A 15275-nucleotide genomic window follows, 5' to 3' on the forward strand; every position below is an offset into this window, starting at 1 on the left:
AGTAAAATTTTGTTCGGATGTTTTCATTAAAGGATAAGACGGCAGTAGTTACCGGTGGTGGGAGTGGTATTGGTCGAGCGATTAGCGTGTTGTTTGCCAGGCAAGGTGCCACCGTTCACATTATTGACCTGAGCGAAGAAAGCGCTGAGCAAGCGCTTCTGGAAATGGCAGAGTCCGGCAGCAAGGCTTTTTCGCATGCATGTGATGTTGCCTCGCAGGATCAAGTCTTAAAAATATTTGGCAAAATAGGCCCCATTGATATACTGGTAAACAATGCTGGAATTGCACATATCGGACGTGCTGATAATACCCCGGAAGCTGATTTTGTAAATGTTTTTAATGTCAATGTTAAGGGTGCTTACAACTGTTTATATGCGGCAATCCCCCAGATGAAAGTCAGGGGTGGAGGGGCTATTTTAAATATGGCATCTATTGCAGCATCTGTTGGTATAACGGATCGTTTCGCTTACTCGATGAGCAAAGGCGCTATTCACGCGATGACTTTATCGGTTGCCCGTGATTTTCTGGAAAATCAGATCAGGTGCAATAGTATCTCCCCCGCACGGGTTCATACGCCATTTGTGGATGGTTTTATAGCGAAAAACTACAGTGGCAGGGAAGAGGAGATCTTTAAAAAGCTTTCTGCCAGCCAACCGATCGGTCGTATGGGTAAACCGGAAGAAGTTGCTGCTTTAGCATTGTATCTCTGTTCGGATGAGGCCGGATTTGTCACAGGTTGTGATTATCCGCTTGATGGTGGCTTTATTAAATTGAATAATTAGAATGGAGATGAATTTGCATGTTCGCAGCTTGCTAGCAACAATAATCGCAATAGGTGTTTTTGCTGCGTCGCCTTCGCAGGCTCAGCAAAAAAAGTCTGTAAGCAACCATGTGATTATCAGTTCCGCAGATACCCCGGCTGAGATTATCCGAAAAGCAGCAAACGTAACCCCTTCTAAGAGACAATTACGCTGGCAGCAATTAGAATTAACGGCCTTTTTCCATTTTGGGATCAATACGTTTACCAATAAAGAATGGGGTGATGGCAAGGAAGATATCACACTGTTTAACCCCACCAGTTTAGATGCAGAACAGTGGGTAAAAACCAGTAAAGAAGCAGGCATTAAACAGGTGATATTAACGGCAAAGCATCATGACGGGTTTTGTTTGTGGCCTACTAAGACTACCGAACATTCGGTAGAGAACACGCCGTGGAAAAATGGTGAAGGTGATTTGGTAAAAGCGGTTGCAGATGCCTGCCGAAAATACGGTATTGGCTTTGGTGTGTATCTCTCTCCATGGGATATGAATTCGCCCCTATATGGGACTGAAGCATACAACGACTTCTTTATTAAACAGCTTACCGAGTTGTTAACCAATTACGGTCGGATTGATGAAGTTTGGTTCGATGGTGCAAATGGTGAAGGAGCTAACGGAAAAAAGCAGGTCTACGATTTTGACAGGTGGTATGCACATATCCGGAAATTGCAGCCTTCAGCAACTATTGCAATCATGGGGCCCGACGTCCGATGGGTAGGGACGGAAACTGGTTATGGCCGTGAAACTGAGTGGAGTGTGGTTCCTGCAAGCGCACAACTGCAGGACAAGATTGCAGCCGGGTCACAACGAGACATTACTTTTGCTCCTTTAGGCGATATGCGTGGTGCTGATTTGGGTAGCCGTGATAAAATTATGGACGCAAAAGGATTAATATGGTATCCCGCGGAAACCGACGTTTCGATACGTCCGGGTTGGTTCTATCATCCCACAGAAGATACAAAAGTTCGCACACCTGAAAACTTGCTTGATATTTATTTTAGTTCAGTTGGTCGTAATGGCGTCTTGTTGTTAAACCTGCCTCCAGATACTCGCGGTTTGCTTCATGAAAATGATGTTAAAAGCCTGATGACATGGAAAAGAATGCGGGATGATATTTTCGAGAACAACCTGGCAACGGGTGCCGACATTAAATCAATTAATGGTAGGGGAACCCAAAAAATGCTTGATGGCAATGACGCTACACATTTTATCACTCGCGGAACAGATACCAGCACAGTTATCGATTATATTTTGAAGGGCGAAAAGACATTTGATGTTCTGCTTTTACAAGAAAACATTCGCGTTGGGCAACGTATTGAAAAGTTCATCCTGGAGTATGAAGAAAATGGTGAGTGGAAAAAAGCAGTTGAAGGAACTACTGTTGGCTATAAACGGCTGCTTCGTTTTGATCCTGTGACAACGGATAAGGTTAGGCTAACTATTTCATCATCACGTTTAAATCCAACTATTGCAGAGTTTGGTTTATACCATCAGGGCATCTTATAATAGGGTGTACTTAAATCTTTTAAATACTCGTGAACACATAACTAATTAAGTAAATATTAAGAAATTATGAAATTGATCAGATTCGGTGAAGCCGGAAAGGAAAAACCGGGAGTACATATTGAAGGTATAAATTATGATCTTTCAGCTATGGTAGCTGACTACGATGAAGCTTTCTTTTCAGGAAGCGCACTTAAGGAGTTACAAGATGAACTAGGAAAACGTCAGGATAAACTACCAATAATACCTGCCGGTACAAGATTAGGAAGCCCGGTAGCGCGACCATCAAAAATTGTCTGCATTGGTTTGAATTACGCTGATCATGCGAAAGAAACGAATGCGCCGATCCCTCCTGAACCGGTAATTTTTATGAAATCAACGACTTCGTTATGCGGGCCAAATGACGATATTATGATCCCGAGAAATTCGGTAAAAACAGACTGGGAAGTAGAACTTGCTGTTGTAATTGGTAAGGAGGCTAGCTATGTGGATGAAGCGGAAGCTATGGATTATGTAGCCGGTTATTGTCTGCATAATGATGTAAGCGAAAGGGAATTTCAACTGGAACGTAACGGCACCTGGGATAAAGGGAAGGGTTGTGATACATTTGCGCCACTTGGCCCCTGGATGGTTTCCAAAGATGAAGTTGCTGATCCGGGGGATTTAAAGTTATGGCTAAAGGTGAATGGTAATACCATGCAGAACGGAACCACGGCGAACTTTATTTTCAATATAGCTTTCGTGGTATCCTATGTGAGCCAGTTTATGACGCTGCTTCCCGGAGATGTTATTTCTACAGGAACGCCAGCAGGCGTCGGCCTTGGCATGAAGCCCCCGGTGTATCTGCAACCGGGAGATATAGTTGAATTAGGAATTGATGGGTTGGGCACGTCCAGGCAGACTGTGGTTGCATTTTCGAAAGTTTAATTTAATTCAGTCCTATAAAATTCTTATGAGAAAATCACTCGTAATACTTGTCCTCTTTTTCTCCCTGCCGCTTTCAACAATACAAGCGCAGCAGGCATACCAGCCATCAAAAGAGAATCTAGCGGCAAGGGAATGGTTCAGAAACGCAAAGTTCGGTATGTTCATTCACTGGGGTGCATCCAGTGTTTTGGGTGATGGAGAGTGGGTTATGAATAACCGCAACATCAAGGTAGACCAGTATTATAAGTTGCAGAACATTTTCAATCCTCAGGAATTTGATGCAGTAAAATGGGTTGGAACAGCTAAGGCAGCCGGTATGAAGTATATCACATTTGTCAGCAGGCACCACGACAGCTTTAGCAACTGGGACACGAAACAATCAGACTGGAAGATTACAAATACACCATACGGTAGAGATGTTCTCAAAGCGCTGGCAGAAGAATGTAAAAAGCAGGATATCAAGTTGTTTTTATACTATTCTACATTAGACTGGTCGCGCAATGATTATCAGTACCAAACTGGCCGGACAGGACAGGGAACCGGACGTACCACTCAGGGAGACTGGAATCAATATATTGCTTTTATGAAAGCGCAGCTTACGGAACTGCTTACCAATTACGGAGAAATAGGAGGCATCTGGTTTGACGGCCACTGGGATCAGACTGAACCTGAGGGTGCTCAGGATAGAAGCTCAAGGGTGGATTGGCACTATGATGAGATCTATAGCCTTATCCATAAGCTTCAACGGGAAGCGCTCATTGGAAATAATCATCATTTAACACCCTTGCCGGGAGAAGATTTTCAGATGTTTGAGCGCGATCTTCCCGGTGAGAATAAATCTGGATTGAGTTTTCAAAAAGCTTCAGAGAATTTGCCGCTTGAGACCTGTGAAACCATCAATGGCAGCTGGGGCTTCAATATTACCGACGACAAATATAAATCCACAAAGCAAATCATCCGGCTTCTTGTAAACGCCGCGGGATTAAACGCTAATCTGCTGCTTAACATCGGGCCGATGCCTGATGGAACCATTCAGCCGGAGTTTAGCAGCCGCCTGGATAGCGTTGGGCAATGGATGGCCAGGTTCGGCAATTCTGTTTACGGTACCCGCAAGAGTTCCCTGCAAGCAAAACCATGGGGAACGATTACCGAGAAAGGTGATCAGATTTTTATTCATATTTATGATGATGCTGCAAAGACAATTGTTCTGGATGGTCTTCTGGACAAACCCCGAAAGCTGATCTCTCTATCAACCGGTGAACCGGTTAAATATAAATACAGCAAAGGCCAATTGGTAATTGATATGACTAAGGTTGATCGCGACAACTTTGACACTGTTTTAAGTCTGGCGGTACGCCGCAAATAAAATCCTGCCCATGAGAATTGACTCCCATCAGCATTTTTGGAAATTTGATCCGATCCGTGACAGCTGGATCGATGATACCATGAGTGCTCTGCGTCGGGATTTTCTACCAGAGGATTTGGAGCCGCTGCTTCGGGAGAACGATATTTCGGGATGTGTAGCGATACAGGCGGATCAGTCTGAGAATGAGACACACTTCTTAACAGACCTTGCTAAGAAGCATGTGCTGATAAAGGGCGTGGTTGGCTGGGTTGATCTGTGCGCACGCAATATTGAGGAGCGCTTGGAGTATTTCTCGACGTTTAAAGCATTAAAAGGATTCAGACACATCATACAGGCTGAAAAAGAGCCAGATTTTATTCTTCGCACAGATTTTTGCAGCGGTGTTTCAAAGCTTAAGAAATTTGAATTTACCTATGATATACTGATTCTTCCAGGAACCTTACCCTATTTGCCAAAATTCATTAGCCAGTTCCCGGATCAAAAGTTTGTGATTGATCATCTCGCCAAGCCAAACATCCGGAAAGGTGAAGTGAAGGAATGGGAGTACCACGTTAGAAAAGCCGCTGCCTTTGAAAACGTGCATTGTAAGTTATCCGGAATGGTAACAGAAGCTGATTTGCATCACTGGAAATCAGTAGATTTCAAACCGTTCATTAATGCAGTAATTGAAGCTTTTGGAATAGACAGAGTCATGTTTGGGAGCGACTGGCCCGTATGCTTATCAGGAGCAACCTATCAGGAAGTCTGTTCAATTCTGGAATATAACACAACTCATTTAAACAGTGTAGAAAAGGAGAAGTTGTGGGGTCAGAATGCTGAGAAGTTTTATAATCTGGAGGTTTAATAATCTATTAATTGTTTACAGTACTTACCGAATTTTAAAATGAAAATACTTCTGACGCTGATCGCATTTCTCCTGATAAATCTCTCCAGCTCATCAGCGAAATCTACCGATACTCTGAAAGTAGTCTCGTATAACCGCGAAACGGTGGTTACAGATCCGTCTAAGGGATTTAATATCTATAAGAAATGGAGTGTCTTCCCTAAATCGAATGTTCCAATCAGGAAGATCATGATGCGGGTGAAATTCGGTTGCCCTGACAGCATGCGCTGTGCCGACTGGGATTACATGGACCGGATCAGTATTGGCCGTACCGGAGGAGTGAAAGGTACAGTTCAGGATTACGAGATAGGCCGGATGCTGACACCATATGGAGGTGCTTTTGCAAAGGACTGGAACTTCGAGTGGGAGCTTGATGTGACAGATTTTGCCTTATTGCTGCGCGATAGTGTCGAGATTGAGTACCGCCATAACGGCTATGAACCCAATACTGATCGTGGTTGGGCTATTACCGTGGCATTCGATATCATAAAAGGGACGCCGGCGTATGAAGCGGTATCGATTAGCAAAATATACGACAGCAGCTATCGCTACGGCGATAGTGCCAAGCCGCTGGAAGAGGTACTGAAACCTGTTTCTTTTGTGGCGGCAGGCAATGCTTCTTTTGCCCGCTTGCGTATGGTACAAACAGGTCATGGGATGGATGAGCCTGACGGCTGCGGTGAGTTCTGCAGTAAGGTTAGGGAAATCCGGTACGACGGGAAGCTCATTGATTCCCGGTCTATCTGGAAGGAATGTGGCGATAATCCCCTTTATCCACAGGCCGGAACCTGGGTGATAGACCGTGCCAACTGGTGCCCTGGTAATTTGATGGAGCCTGACATCTATGATTTGAACGTAACGGCAGGAGCGAGCCATATTATTGATGCCCGAATGCAAAAATATGTCTCACCAAAACCTAGTGCTGACGAAGTGATCAGCGCTTATCTGATTCAATACAAACCCATAAAAGCCCAGAATGACGCCGCATTAGAAGACGTCTTGTCTCCATCTTTAAAGCCGATACACAGCCGTCAAAATCCGGCTTCTTCAAACCCTCAGATAAGGGTACGGAATCTCGGCAGTAACGAGATCCGCTCTTTGAACATCAGTTACGGAACGGTTGGATTTGAGATGAAACGCCATAATTGGCAGGGAAGGATCGCGCCCGGTAAATCTACAGTCGTCACTCTTCCGGGAGTTATCAATTCAAAATCAGGTTCTAATACTTTTAAGGCTGAAATCTTAAAAACCAACGGTGAACCGGACTCATATAAAAAGGATAACCTTCTGACGACAGTGTATGAGTCAGCCCCAATACTTGCTGATACTTTGGTTTTCCATCTTCAAACCAACAATCAGCCGGAACATAATTCATATACTCTGATAAATGCAGTTGGCCGCGTAATTAAGGAAAGAAGCCTGGGAAGTTTAAAGCCGGGTACTACTTACCGTGATACGCTTGTTCTTGAAAAAGGAGCATATACCCTGGCTTTGGCTGACACCGCCGGTGATGGACTTGAGCTTTGGTTTAATGCCAGGGGAGGTCGTGGCTTAGCCAGGCTTGAAAACGGCAATGGTCAGATGATCAAAGCCTTTGAATCAGATAGCGGATCAGGGTGGGAATATAATTTCACGGTAGGTACTAAACCCGACGCAATTGATGGGCGCCAGGTTTCCATCGGATTATACCCGACGCGTACGAAAGACAAAACGACTCTGGATTACTTTGCTAATAAAGAAGCTGAGGTACTGGTTCAACTGGTAGCAGATCCCGGTGGTGCGGTGCTTGAAGAACACCGGTATAATAAATTGAAACAGGGAATATTTACTTTTAACCTGGAGCATTATTCTAAGGGTCGGTTCTACATGAAAGTTTTTGTAAACGGAGAACAGAAATTCAACAAACGTATCCGGTTCAGGGAATAGTTCAGCACAACAAAGGTAACGAAGACACAAAGACATGGATCTGAAAATTAAGGATAAAGTAATCATCATAACGGGTGGGGCCAAGGGTATTGGTGCCGGGATCGCCAAAGTTCTGAGTGCTGAAGGCTCAATAGCTGTGATTATTGGCCGTAATGAAGCCGATAACCGGCAGACAGTGTCTGAAATAGAATCAGCAGGAGGGAAAGCCTTCCAGGTGGCGGCAGAGTTAACCGAACCTTCTGAATGTGAAAGATCTGTTAAAACGATCATTGATACCTTTGGCCGTATAGATGGACTGGTAAACAATGCCGGTGTAAACGACGGCGTTGATCTGGAACATGGTAGCTATGATGCGTTCATGGGTTCCCTTCATAAGAACCTGGTTCATTATTATTTAATTGCTCATTATGCGTTGCCCGAGCTCATTAAAACGAAAGGACCGATTTTGAACATTGGCTCTAAGACTGCTGAAACCGGGCAAGGTGCAACTTCAGCCTACGCAGCAGCCAACGGTGGTCGCAATGCCTTAACCCGTGAATGGGCGGTTGAGCTCTTGAAATACGAGATCAGGGTGAATGCCGTCATAGTAGCCGAGAGCTATACTCCTTTATACGAGTCATGGCTCAGCACGCTGGCTGATCCTGAAAAGAAGTTAGCGGAGATAACATCTAAAATCCCTTTGCAGAAACGAATGACAACGACTGAAGAGATAGGGAATATGGTTGCGTTTCTGTTGTCACCAAAATCAAGTCACACAACAGGTCAGTTAATACATGTCGATGGAGGGTATGTACACCTGGACAGGGCGCTGAGTTGAAACACAATTGCCTAATTAGCTCAATTAATTGCAACTTGTTGGCAGTGAAAAGCTTAAATGTGAGCGCCCTTTACCGGCACATTAAATCGCTTTCTTATTTCATCGTTTAACCAAATAGCTGCCTGCGTGAGTGCGGGATCAATTACAATAGCTCCTTCTTTTGTGATGAGCACGAGTCCGCTATGTAATGCAGGTATTGTGCCGTTAGTGTGCCGGTACAAATTGCCTTTAACCTTTACCAAAGTTTTCTCCAGGCAGGCATCTGGCTTTCCGTAAATATCGGGCAGCACTTCACGGTTTTTATATAGAGATTGGTCTGTATAATCAGCCCCAATTAAACTGTCTTTTTTTGGAGCTAAAAGATTTAAGCCTGATAAAAGAACAATTGAGAGACACAGGGCTGATAAATAATTAATTTTGAATTCATGATGCGATATGTTTAATAAGTATTAAGCAACGCTGAAGTATTGTTATCTGTAATAGCCAAAACTTCATCTGACAAATGAGTCTTTTTAGGCATGGCGATAAAAATGATCGGGAGGTAAAGCGGCAGATCCGAAGTCAACCCATTTTTCATAAGCATCCATAAACCTTCAGGAATTCTTTTGTAAATTTTTTAATAAGAATTCCCTTTTCGTCAAACAATCCCGATGCATCTGCTATGCAGGCTTCGGGCTAAGGCATTGTAGGTATATTTTTAAACAGCAGTATAACCGCCATCTACCATCAGGCTTGTTCCTGTAATAAAAGAAGCCTCATCACTCGCCAGAAAAAGTACAGCATTAGCCACTTCTATTGCTTCGCCTAAACGACCGGCAGGATGAAGACCTACTAATTGATCTTTTATGTCAGCGGATACCGTTAAAATTAAGGGCGTATTAATGTATCCCGGACAAACCATATTGCATCGTATTCCTTCTTTTGCATGGGTTGTTCCAACCATTTGGGTTAACATTTTCACCCCTCCCTTTGATGCGGAGTAAGCAGTAAGTCCTTTTCTGGCCACAACACTGTGGATAGATCCATTATTGACAATAGCGCCACCGGTTCCCTGTTTTTTAAATTGCTGTACAGCATACTTGTTGCAGAGGAAAGTACTGGTTAAGTTTACGTCAATTACTTTTTGCCATTTTTCAAATTCCAGAACATCAACATCTGCTTCAATATTAATTCCTGCATTAGCAAAGAACACATCCAGCTTTCCAAATTTTTTAACGGTTTCGTCAACTAGATTTTTTACATCTTCTTCACTCGCAACATTTGCTTTTACGAAAATGGCTTCTCCTCCATGGTTTTTAATTTCTTCTACTACTTTATTGCCGTTTTCTTCGTCAACGTCGCTTACTGTAACTTTTGCCCCTTCTTTAGCGAAAAGTAATGAGGTTGTTTTACCAATTCCTGAAGCTGCGCCAGTGATAATGGCTACTTTGTTGTTTAATCTTTTCATGTTGTTCTTTTTTAAAATTATTAAATTATTTTAAGCTTAAACCCACCATTTACCCATGTCGATAAACGTGTTCAACTCCCCTCATCAACCTTTGTTTTATTCCTATTTAATTTACGGTGAGGTTATTTATGTATTGATGATATTTAGTTTGTCACGTTATAATAACTTAGACAACCATATATTGACCGTAGCATTTACTTTACTTAAATAGATTAGCACTTCCTCCATTCAGAAAGTAAGCATACAAGGTAGAATGAAAGTAAGTATAACTACATGGTCATGCCGCCATCTACGGCAATAGACTGACCTGTTATGTGTTTGGCTTGCGAAATGAATACTACTGCCTCGGCAATGTCTTCGGGGGTTTGGTCTATACCTTGGGGTATAAGATTTATTTTATTACGTTCCCAGGACTGCTCTTCAGTTTCGCCTTCCAACTTCCAACGGTCAGCAATACCACCTTCACCACGCCACATACCAGTACCCACAATTCCGGGGCAGATGCAATTGACCGTTATACCGGTACCTGCTACTTCCTTGGCAATACTGTTGGAAAATCCGATTACTGCAAATTTGGAAGCCACGTAATGGGAAAGGTGAGCCATACCTATTTTACCTGCAATAGATGCCGTATTAATGATTGCTCCGGAACCCTGTGGCTTCATAATTTCCAATTCAGCCTTTGTGCAAACAAATATGCCCTTACTATTTACACTCATCACCCGATCCCATTCCTTGGGTTCAATTTCTTCGATACTGCCAATACCAACTACACCTGCATTATTGCAAGCCACATCTAACCTACCAAATGTGTCAACTATCTTTTTTAATGCATCTCTTATGGATTGGAGATCCGCAACGTCCGCGACTAAGGCAAGTGCTTTTACGCCATGCTCCTCGATGGCTTTTATTGTACTTCCCAAAAACTCTTCTTTAATATCAGCGATGGCTATCGTGGCTCCCTTTTGGGCAAACTCAATAGCAATCGCTTTTCCAATACCACCGCCTGCACCTGTAACAAATACTACCTGACCATTTAAGTTTTTCATAACTATAGTATTTAAGTTTAAAATTAATTTACAGTAAATAAAGATTAAATAATGTTTTCAACTTTTATCAAGGATACTCTTTGTTCAGTAGCTTGTGAGTTTATGAGAGACTATTTTTGACTAAGGAACTGTGATAAAAACTGATTTTATCTTTCTCAGTTCGAGGTTTCTTGTCCTATCGGTATCTCTAACAACAAAGCTTCTCCTGTCTGAAATTGTCTTTTTTCGTCTAAGCGGTTTCAATTTCTATCCCGCCATCTCACCGGAATCTTTCAATAAAATCGAGATATCTCCAAACCTAGTATCGCCATTGTTATCACTATATACTTTTGTTATTGGAACATATATGGTATTTAAATAGTAAATATTAGCTTATTTACCCATTCTATTTCATCCTGGTTAATAGTATGTCCCATGTTGGTATAAATCTTTTCAGTAGCCGACGCATTCAAAGTCTTTAGTACATTCGTGGTAGCATATATTCTTTCAATAGGAATATGCGGGTGGGAGCGCTTGAACCAATAAATATGGGCGTATTTTAAGATTGCCTTTATAGTCTTCACTATAAGTCTTATCGCCAATTAAGCCTCCTGTAAAGGCTGCCACACCCCGTATTTTTCAGCATTACGGGCCACAAATTCCAGCGTTAAACAGGCACCTTGAGAAAAACCTGCGAAATAGACGTTTTCAGTAGGAACGCCTTCATTCAGAAGGTCCTTAACGATCTCCTTTACAAGATTTAAGGCTGAAGATAGCCAAGGTTCATTTTATGTTGGCGGTGCAAGAAACGAATAGGGATACCAGGTGTTGTTGGTTGCCGGAGGTGCAAGCAATGAACAATTCTTTACATTCAGATGCGCGGAAAACGATAAAATATCTTCTGCACTTCCACCTCTGCCATGTAGCAGAATTAGCACTTTGCTTGTTGGTGTTATTGTTTCTCCCGCTGCTTTTATGTTTTTCTGATGCATATTTTAATAATGAATGATGTAAACTTTTTTTAAAAGATGAATTATACCTGCCTGTGGTGTCTAATCTTTATTCCATACATCAGCATATTCCACCGGATGGCGTTTGAATTTGGCATGAACATAAGGACAAAGTGGAATGACTTTTAAGCTATTTTTTCTTGCATATCCTACCATTTCTTTGAGCAGTATTTTTGCGTATCCTTTGCCTTCCGCTTTTTCCGAAACTTTGGTATGATAAACGGTTAGATTGGAACCGGATATACTTACTTCCATTTCACCTAGCTGTTCACCGCTTTCCATTGTAAAAAAATGGCCAAAGCCTTTATCGTCTACTTTTAGTTGTACATCTTCCATAACTCTTTTCTAGGTGAATAATGTCATGTCTCACACTAAAATACTATTCTTTGATGAATTCTTTTGTACTTCTTATTGTATCAATGGGCCGAACGGAATTTTCTATTTCTGCACGTTGCGGTTCGAGAAATGGTGGCAATGACAACCTTTCACCCAAGGTTTCATATGGTTCGTCGCCCATAAAGCCAGGGCCGTCTGTAGCCAATTCAAATAATATTTGTGGTGCCACTCTAGCGTATAACGACTGAAAAAAGAAACGATCGACAAAACCGGAATTAGGAAGCCTTATCTGGTTCAACCAGGCAACCCATCTCTGTAGTTCTGCGGTATGTTCCACCCGGAATGCCGCATGGTGTACCCTACCAAAGCCTTGCCGAGCTTCGGGCAGTTCTGAGTTCTGTTCTACAATAACAGAAGCACCGTTACCACCTTCGCCTATTTCAAATAAGTGAAATGATCCTTCCTATGCCGTTTCTTTAAATTTTAAGGCTGATACCAGCATTGCTTTTAATGCCTCAAAATTGGATATGCAAACAAACACCGGACCTAGTCACGTAATAAGTCTTCGGATGCTATCAGCCAAAAATCTTTTTCAAGGACATACTGCTCGATCAAGTTATCTATATCTCCAAAGTAATTGTAAATCAACTTTTTATATAGTCCTGCTTGTTTTGCTATCTGATTAACTCCTAATCCAGTATATCCCTTAGTTCGAATACTTTCACCAACAGCGGAAATAAGCTCAAGCTTTGCCAGTTCTCTGTCCTTTGTTCTTCTGGGTTTCCTGATTTCACCTGTTTGATTTTCCATAATTTATAGATTAGAACCGATGCTTTTCGAGATGTGAAGTTTTTGATCTAAGTATTCAAAGGCATTGAGTGCCTTATCGAGCTGTTCTCTGGTATGTGTAGCCATGAGACTCATCCTTATTCTCGCATTCTTTTTAGAAACGGCCGGATAAATGATTGGGTTCGTGTAGATGCCTGCTTCAAGCAGCAGCCTGCCTGCTTCGCCTGTTAAAGCTGCGTCCCCAATTTTTACGGGGATAATAGCGGATTCAGTAGTACCGACGTCCAGACCAAGGTTAATCAAGCTGGATTTGAAATAATTGATATTCTCCCATAGTTTCTCCTTCCATTGCGGCTCTTCATCTACAAGGTCGATAGCCCGAAGAATTCCGATAGCGGCAGGAGTAGAGGTAGCTGAAAATAAATGCTGGCGGCTCTGATACTTCAGGAAATTAATCAGGTTCGGCCCAGCGATCCCATATCCGCCAACATTGGCAAAGGTTTTACTGAAGGTGCCTGTAATTAGGTCGACTTCTTGCATAGTTCCGTATTTCTCCATCGCTCCCCGGCCTGTTTGCCCGATCACATCTACGCCATGCACATCGTCAACACATAGGTAGGCATCGTAGTGTCGGCATAATTCAACTATTTTGTCCAACGGGGCCATGTCACTTACTGAGGTGAAGGTGCAAAAATCGAACGCGATGAGTATCGACAATATGCTTATAAAGGCAATAGAGGCACTTTCTAACCTGAAGTCATTGTATGAACATGGGGATGCCTTAACAAAAAGGCAGGTATTGGGTTCGATATTTCGTGAAAAATTGCAGTTTGACGGGAATGAATATCGAACCCCGAGACTCAACGAAGCGGCCCAGCTTATCTATCAGATTAACAAGAAGTTACGTGGAAATAAAGACGGGAAAGAACGCGATAATTTGCGTCTTTCCCGTTCAGTACTCCAGAAGATACAGATTTCCAAACATTTTATTGAAGATTTGGAAGTTTTATTGCGTTTAATAGCTTGAAATGACATTTTAAAAAAAGGTAACGGGAAGAATATCCAATCGCCATCCCAACTTCGAAACACCTAGAGAGCGCATAAGAAGTTTGTTTTATACCTGTTTTTGACAAACCATAGGGAATTACTACCTAACTGACCGTGGAGTCAAACCTGTTTGCTTTTTGAAGAAATTATTAAAATAATTGGGATACTCATATCCAAAACTGTATGCTATTTGAGGTATGCTTCAATCTGCATGCTTTAACAAAGCTTTCGCCTCTTTGCCCACTCAATTTAATATATGTTGAGTTGTGACCAGTTACTTTTTTAACAGCCCGATTTATCCTAGCGATATTGGATTATTTTGTTCTGTAAACGCCGTCATTCTTAGTTTTAAACGTTCTTTCAACGCACCTCTCTAGTTAACATTCTTTATAGTTCGTTTTTACAAGGGAGGTTTTTATCAAAGCAATCCAGGTTATCAGCCGTTGTTCGAGCAATATTTTTCAATGCGATATCTGTAAGAAAACCCTGATGGCTTGTTATTAAAACATTTTTGAAGGTCATCAGCCTTGCAATGACATCATCGTTTAAAATATCCTCAGAATGATCTTCAAAGAAGAGATTGCTTTCCTCCTCATACACATCGAGGCCGACATGCCCAACTTGCCCGGATTTAAGCACATCTATTACCTCCATTGTGTTAACCAGACCACCCCGGCTGGTATTGATCAGCATTACGCCTTTTTTTCATTTGGGAAATAGCAGCTTCATTGATCAGGTATTTGGTCTCCGGTGTTAGAGGCGTGTGAAGGGTGATGATATCGGATTGTTGACACAAGGATGTAAAATGTGTGTATGTGACGTCGTATTTGTTTTTTAGGACATCATTCTCAGTTCTATCATTAACCAAAATATTGCAGCCAAAGCCATAAAGTATTTTCGCCACGATCTGACCGATCTTACCTCCTCCAATAATACCCACAGTTTTTCCGTGCATGTCAAATCCGACTAAACCGTCGAGTGTGAAATTCTGGTCCATTATTCTGTTGTGAGCCCGAATGAGTCTTCTGTTTAAGGCGAGCATCAAAGCAACGGTATGCTCGGCCACCGCAAAAGGAGAGTATTCTGGAACATGTGCGACCTTTATGTTCAGCTTTCTCGCTTCGGCAAGGTCTACGTTATTGTAACCCGCTGAGCGAAGCGCCAGATATTTGATCCCCATTTTACTCAGGATCAGCAGCACCTCTGCTGATGCATCATCGTTCACGAAAATTGATACCGCCTCAGTTCCTTCGGCAAGTGCTGCGGTGTCTGGAGATAGCCCGGGGACAATGTATTTGACATCATACCTGCTGTTAAAGGCCGTTTCGAGATAGCTTCTCTCAAACTTGTAGGTACTGAACACTACAATTTTCATCA

The 15275-nt window shown here is 42.4% G+C and carries 20 protein-coding genes; 8 read left to right on the forward strand and 12 right to left on the reverse strand.

Annotated features, from left to right (window positions below):
* The first annotated feature begins 17 nt into the window (after positions 1–17).
* From AC1MCB_RS04205 to AC1MCB_RS04235, 7 genes are all read left to right on the forward strand, one after another.
* Complete coding sequence (locus tag AC1MCB_RS04205) at positions 18–782, forward strand: SDR family NAD(P)-dependent oxidoreductase (protein WP_479967498.1); 765 nt, start codon at positions 18–20, stop codon at positions 780–782.
* Between the two features lie 7 nt (positions 783–789).
* Positions 790–2325 (forward strand): alpha-L-fucosidase, encoded by a 1536-nt coding sequence (locus tag AC1MCB_RS04210; protein WP_479967499.1) that lies wholly within the window; start codon positions 790–792, stop codon positions 2323–2325.
* Between the two features lie 66 nt (positions 2326–2391).
* A complete protein-coding gene (locus tag AC1MCB_RS04215) occupies positions 2392–3249 on the forward strand; it encodes a fumarylacetoacetate hydrolase family protein (protein WP_479967500.1) in 858 nt (285 codons plus the stop codon).
* 25 nt (positions 3250–3274) lie between these two features.
* On the forward strand, positions 3275–4615 hold the full coding sequence (locus AC1MCB_RS04220) for an alpha-L-fucosidase (RefSeq protein WP_479967501.1): 1341 nt from the start codon (positions 3275–3277) through the stop codon (positions 4613–4615).
* A 10-nt stretch (positions 4616–4625) separates the two neighbouring features.
* On the forward strand, positions 4626–5459 hold the full coding sequence (locus tag AC1MCB_RS04225) for an amidohydrolase family protein (RefSeq protein ID WP_479967502.1): 834 nt from the start codon (positions 4626–4628) through the stop codon (positions 5457–5459).
* A gap of 39 nt (positions 5460–5498) precedes the next feature.
* Entirely contained in the window at positions 5499–7424 is a 1926-nt protein-coding gene (locus AC1MCB_RS04230; RefSeq protein ID WP_479967503.1) for a peptide-N-glycosidase F-related protein, read from the forward strand.
* A gap of 34 nt (positions 7425–7458) precedes the next feature.
* On the forward strand, positions 7459–8241 hold the full coding sequence (locus AC1MCB_RS04235; RefSeq protein ID WP_479967504.1) for an SDR family oxidoreductase: 783 nt from the start codon (positions 7459–7461) through the stop codon (positions 8239–8241).
* A gap of 53 nt (positions 8242–8294) precedes the next feature.
* Here the strand turns inward: AC1MCB_RS04235 and AC1MCB_RS04240 are convergent, their stop codons facing one another.
* The 9 genes from AC1MCB_RS04240 to AC1MCB_RS04280 all read right to left on the reverse strand — a co-directional run bounded on the left by AC1MCB_RS04240 (position 8295) and on the right by AC1MCB_RS04280 (position 13517).
* Positions 8295–8531 carry a hypothetical protein gene (locus AC1MCB_RS04240; protein WP_479967505.1) on the reverse strand — a complete coding sequence of 79 codons (237 nt, stop codon included), beginning with the start codon at positions 8529–8531 and terminating at the stop codon, positions 8295–8297.
* A 407-nt stretch (positions 8532–8938) separates the two neighbouring features.
* Entirely contained in the window at positions 8939–9688 is a 750-nt protein-coding gene (locus AC1MCB_RS04245) for an SDR family NAD(P)-dependent oxidoreductase (RefSeq protein ID WP_479967506.1), read from the reverse strand.
* Between the two features lie 269 nt (positions 9689–9957).
* Positions 9958–10737, reverse strand: coding sequence for an SDR family NAD(P)-dependent oxidoreductase (locus AC1MCB_RS04250; RefSeq protein WP_479967507.1), 780 nt, complete (start codon positions 10735–10737; stop codon positions 9958–9960).
* 353 nt (positions 10738–11090) lie between these two features.
* Complete coding sequence (locus tag AC1MCB_RS04255; protein ID WP_479967508.1) at positions 11091–11300, reverse strand: hypothetical protein; 210 nt, start codon at positions 11298–11300, stop codon at positions 11091–11093.
* 18 nt (positions 11301–11318) lie between these two features.
* On the reverse strand, positions 11319–11462 hold the full coding sequence (locus AC1MCB_RS04260) for a hypothetical protein (protein ID WP_479968784.1): 144 nt from the start codon (positions 11460–11462) through the stop codon (positions 11319–11321).
* A 42-nt stretch (positions 11463–11504) separates the two neighbouring features.
* Positions 11505–11708: a hypothetical protein gene (locus AC1MCB_RS04265; protein WP_479967509.1), complete on the reverse strand. Its 204-nt coding sequence runs from the start codon at positions 11706–11708 to the stop codon at positions 11505–11507.
* 60 nt (positions 11709–11768) lie between these two features.
* On the reverse strand, positions 11769–12062 hold the full coding sequence (locus AC1MCB_RS04270; RefSeq protein WP_479967510.1) for a GNAT family N-acetyltransferase: 294 nt from the start codon (positions 12060–12062) through the stop codon (positions 11769–11771).
* A gap of 546 nt (positions 12063–12608) precedes the next feature.
* Positions 12609–12872 (reverse strand): TetR/AcrR family transcriptional regulator, encoded by a 264-nt coding sequence (locus AC1MCB_RS04275; RefSeq protein WP_479967511.1) that lies wholly within the window; start codon positions 12870–12872, stop codon positions 12609–12611.
* Between the two features lie 3 nt (positions 12873–12875).
* Positions 12876–13517: an aminotransferase class I/II-fold pyridoxal phosphate-dependent enzyme gene (locus AC1MCB_RS04280; RefSeq protein ID WP_479967512.1), complete on the reverse strand. Its 642-nt coding sequence runs from the start codon at positions 13515–13517 to the stop codon at positions 12876–12878.
* Between AC1MCB_RS04280 and AC1MCB_RS04285 the strand changes: the two genes are divergently transcribed.
* The gene (locus AC1MCB_RS04285; RefSeq protein ID WP_479967513.1) at positions 13516–13878 is read left to right on the forward strand and encodes a hypothetical protein; all 363 of its coding nucleotides are present in this window, start codon (positions 13516–13518) and stop codon (positions 13876–13878) included. The genes AC1MCB_RS04280 and AC1MCB_RS04285 overlap by 2 nt on opposite strands.
* Positions 13879–13998: 120 nt before the next feature.
* Here the strand turns inward: AC1MCB_RS04285 and AC1MCB_RS04290 are convergent, their stop codons facing one another.
* From AC1MCB_RS04290 to AC1MCB_RS04300, 3 genes are all read right to left on the reverse strand, one after another.
* Positions 13999–14097: a helix-turn-helix domain-containing protein gene (locus AC1MCB_RS04290; RefSeq protein ID WP_479968785.1), complete on the reverse strand. Its 99-nt coding sequence runs from the start codon at positions 14095–14097 to the stop codon at positions 13999–14001.
* Between the two features lie 188 nt (positions 14098–14285).
* Positions 14286–14591 (reverse strand): NAD(P)-dependent oxidoreductase, encoded by a 306-nt coding sequence (locus AC1MCB_RS04295; RefSeq protein ID WP_479967514.1) that lies wholly within the window; start codon positions 14589–14591, stop codon positions 14286–14288.
* A complete protein-coding gene (locus AC1MCB_RS04300; RefSeq protein ID WP_479967515.1) occupies positions 14557–15273 on the reverse strand; it encodes an NAD(P)-dependent oxidoreductase in 717 nt (238 codons plus the stop codon). The genes AC1MCB_RS04295 and AC1MCB_RS04300 overlap by 35 nt, the downstream gene beginning before the upstream one ends.
* Positions 15274–15275 lie beyond the last annotated feature (2 nt).

Source organism: Daejeonella sp. AP26 (assembly GCF_056680515.1).

Coding starts and splice junctions, on each gene's coding strand:
- AC1MCB_RS04205 (WP_479967498.1), top strand. CDS start 18: ATGTTTTCATTAAAGGATAAGACGGCAGTAGTTACCGGTGGTGGGAGT.
- AC1MCB_RS04210 (WP_479967499.1), top strand. CDS start 790: ATGAATTTGCATGTTCGCAGCTTGCTAGCAACAATAATCGCAATAGGT.
- AC1MCB_RS04215 (WP_479967500.1), top strand. CDS start 2,392: ATGAAATTGATCAGATTCGGTGAAGCCGGAAAGGAAAAACCGGGAGTA.
- AC1MCB_RS04220 (WP_479967501.1), top strand. CDS start 3,275: ATGAGAAAATCACTCGTAATACTTGTCCTCTTTTTCTCCCTGCCGCTT.
- AC1MCB_RS04225 (WP_479967502.1), top strand. CDS start 4,626: ATGAGAATTGACTCCCATCAGCATTTTTGGAAATTTGATCCGATCCGT.
- AC1MCB_RS04230 (WP_479967503.1), top strand. CDS start 5,499: ATGAAAATACTTCTGACGCTGATCGCATTTCTCCTGATAAATCTCTCC.
- AC1MCB_RS04235 (WP_479967504.1), top strand. CDS start 7,459: ATGGATCTGAAAATTAAGGATAAAGTAATCATCATAACGGGTGGGGCC.
- AC1MCB_RS04245 (WP_479967506.1), bottom strand. CDS start 9,688: ATGAAAAGATTAAACAACAAAGTAGCCATTATCACTGGCGCAGCTTCA.
- AC1MCB_RS04250 (WP_479967507.1), bottom strand. CDS start 10,737: ATGAAAAACTTAAATGGTCAGGTAGTATTTGTTACAGGTGCAGGCGGT.
- AC1MCB_RS04265 (WP_479967509.1), bottom strand. CDS start 11,708: ATGCATCAGAAAAACATAAAAGCAGCGGGAGAAACAATAACACCAACA.
- AC1MCB_RS04270 (WP_479967510.1), bottom strand. CDS start 12,062: ATGGAAGATGTACAACTAAAAGTAGACGATAAAGGCTTTGGCCATTTT.
- AC1MCB_RS04275 (WP_479967511.1), bottom strand. CDS start 12,872: ATGGAAAATCAAACAGGTGAAATCAGGAAACCCAGAAGAACAAAGGAC.
- AC1MCB_RS04285 (WP_479967513.1), top strand. CDS start 13,516: ATGTCACTTACTGAGGTGAAGGTGCAAAAATCGAACGCGATGAGTATC.
- AC1MCB_RS04280 (WP_479967512.1), bottom strand. CDS start 13,517: ATGGCCCCGTTGGACAAAATAGTTGAATTATGCCGACACTACGATGCC.
- AC1MCB_RS04295 (WP_479967514.1), bottom strand. CDS start 14,591: ATGCTGATCAATACCAGCCGGGGTGGTCTGGTTAACACAATGGAGGTA.
- AC1MCB_RS04300 (WP_479967515.1), bottom strand. CDS start 15,273: ATGAAAATTGTAGTGTTCAGTACCTACAAGTTTGAGAGAAGCTATCTC.